The organism is Sporolactobacillus sp. KGMB 08714 (genome assembly GCF_036598985.1).
In the GTDB taxonomy this organism is placed as follows: Bacteria; Bacillota; Bacilli; order Bacillales; family Sporolactobacillaceae; genus Sporolactobacillus.
The window spans coordinates 1-2,683 of the sequence record NZ_JAUUBW010000054.1 but is presented as its reverse complement, the minus strand read 5'-3'; the positions used below and the strand labels follow the sequence as shown (position 1 = coordinate 2,683).

Sequence of the window (2,683 nt, the reverse complement as noted above, 5' to 3'; positions counted from 1 at the left end):
ACAGGACATGGGTAATGTTGAGACGCTGATTATTCGACGTTTACGCTGTGAGGATTGCCGGAGAATTCATCATGAACTTCCGGCTTTTCTTCTGCCTTATAAGCGCTATCAGGCATTTTGTATTGAAAAGAAGATCCATTCTACAGAACTCTTTGATGTTGCCGCAGACCAGTCCACCTTGTATCGCTGGAACCGTTGGTTCCAGATTTTGGCTCACTATTGGTTGAACTGTCTCCGATCCCTGGCCTTTCGTTTTATGTGGGCAATTGCCTCGGTGAATCCGTCGCCCTCGGGTTCGCTGACCGTACTCGAACAGCTCGGGCACTTCGTTGGTGACGCACCGGGTTGGCTGACACGAATGGCCAAACCCATCATCAATGTGAACTTATGGATACAGACCCGTTCAGCCTTTTTGCCCCAGTGAAAAAGGGTTACCCTTCATGATGATCATCAAACGAGGAGTGAATTCATCATGAAGGACAATGAAAAAAAAGAGGAAACAGCATCCGAGCGTTTTCAGTTGATTGCGCCTCTACTTTCGGTCGATCTCGATCCAGCTCGAACCGGCCAAATCAAAAAAGACATTTGTGAGAAATATGGGATCTCTGATCGGACGTTACGTCGTTATCTAGCGTGCTATCGAGAGAGAGGTCTTGAAGGGCTAAAGCCAAAAGGCAGAAGTTCAAAGGGCCACGCGATCTCACCGTCTTTGGTCGAAGAGGCGATTCTCCTGAGAAGAGAAGTTCCTCAACGTAGTATCTCTCAGATCATTCAGATACTGGAATGGGAGGACAAAGCGCAGCCCGGGGAATTGAAACGGTCAACCCTTCAGGATCGGCTAACGGCCCGGGGCTACAGTTCCCGACAGATGCGTCTGTATCGGTCAACCGTCGGTGCGGCACGACGTTTTCAGAAACTCCATCGCAACAAGCTTTGGCAAAGCGATATTAAATAGGGTCCCTATCTTCCTATTGGCCCGAAGGGGAAAGGCAAACAAGTTTATCTGGTTCTGTTCATTGACGATGCCACACGGTTTGTGCTGCATGGTTCTTTTTATCCCACGCTGGATCAACGAATTGTCGAGGATGCCCTTCGGCAATCGGTTCAAAAATATGGTCGACCAGAAGCGGTCTTCTTCGATAACGGAAAACAGTATCGAACCCAGGCCATGTCTCGAACCTGTTCCAAATTGGGGACACGACTGCTTTATGCCCGTATCTACTCGCCTGAATCCAAGGGGAAAATAGAACGGTTGAATCGAATGGTTGATTCGTTCCTTGGGGAAGTTGCCCTGGAACATCCCAACTCCCTAACCCGGTTGAACGAGCTTTTTCAGGTCTGGCTGAGTGAGTGTTATCAGAATAAGCCGCATTCCGCCCTGGGAGAGCACATCACTCCGGAAATGGCTTTTCGCAGTGACAAAAAGTCGCTTCATTTTCTTGATCCGGAAACCATCCGGCAGGCTTTCATGCATGCGGTCCAGCGAAAGGTGGACAAATCAGGTTGTGTTAGTTTCAACAGTCAGCTGTATGAAGTAGGTTTGTCTCTAGTCGGCCGAGATGTGACCGTCGTCTACGATCCTTCGGATCCCACACAAATCATGATTGAAAAAGAAGGGTGCCAACCCTGGGAGGCGAAGCCTCTTGAAATTGGTGAACGTGTGGGGAAACGCCCAGAGCTGCCGAAAACCCTCCAACCTCAGCCGACCAGTTCTTCTCGCCTCCTTCAGGCAGCCGGGCAGAAATACAAGGAACGTCCAGATGTTCCTAAGCCCGCAGTCTCCTTCAGTAAAGTGATCGAGGAAGGTGAGCGTTTTGTATGAAACGTTTTATCATATGAGCCGAACACCCTTCTCACGTTCCATTCCGACGAATGCCCTTTATGCCTCTCACCCGATGAAAGAGATTCTGGGACGGCTGACCTATGCGGCTGAACGTCAGCTGTTCGCTGTCGTCACCGGGGATTGCGGCACAGGGAAAACAACAACGATTCGTCAGTTTACAGACAAACTGGATGCTTCAAAGTTCAGCGTGTTGTATTTGTCTGATTCTAAGCTGACGCCTCGGCATTTTTATAAAGGGCTACTGGAACAGCTGGGATGCGAGGCAAAATTTTACCGAGGCGACGCCAAGCGTCAATTGCATCATGAAATTGAACTGATGCGGGGGATCCACGGTATTCAACCGGTGGTTGTCGTGGATGAAGCTCATCTTCTTGACCGGGAAATGTTAGAGGAGGTTCGCTTTTTACTCAACTTTAAAATGGATTCCCAAAGTCCAATGGCCTTGATCCTCGTCGGACAGAGTGAACTGTGGAACCGGCTGCGCCTGCAGTCTTGCGCGGCGATCCGGCAACGGATTGATCTTCAATGTAAGTTGGGCCATTATGATCGTTCCGAAACCGGCGCTTATATTACCGGCCATTTGAAATATGCCGGTTGTGACCACCCTGTTTTTTCAGATGGCGCTATTGATGAGATTCACCGTTATTCCGGGGGCGCGGCCAGACTCATCAACAAAGTCTGCACGCACAGTCTGCTTTATGGCGCACAAAACGCCCATTCCATTCTTGACGATCGGATGATCAAACGTGTGATTGAAGGGGAATTCTCATGACTTCGCCTTATGAAATGTTCTACAATCCGAAAAAGAAACGATGGACTGTAGAACTTGATGGGCAGCCC

The 2,683-nt window shown here is 49.4% G+C and carries 2 protein-coding genes and 1 pseudogene; all 3 read left to right on the top strand.

The genetic code is table 11. The annotated features are described in order from the left end of the window. Positions 1–424 (top strand): DUF6431 domain-containing protein (locus Q6A92_RS17190; protein WP_332238847.1); only part of this gene is annotated, 424 nt, incomplete at its 5' end. Positions 425–472: 48 nt separating this feature from the next. Then, positions 473–1,822: pseudogene (locus Q6A92_RS20385) on the top strand (DDE-type integrase/transposase/recombinase). Beyond that, on the top strand, positions 1,815–2,615 hold the full coding sequence (locus Q6A92_RS17175) for an ExeA family protein (protein WP_332238845.1): 801 nt from the start codon (positions 1,815–1,817) through the stop codon (positions 2,613–2,615). The pseudogene Q6A92_RS20385 and the gene Q6A92_RS17175 overlap by 8 nt, the downstream one beginning before the upstream one ends. Positions 2,616–2,683: the final 68 nt, after the last annotated feature.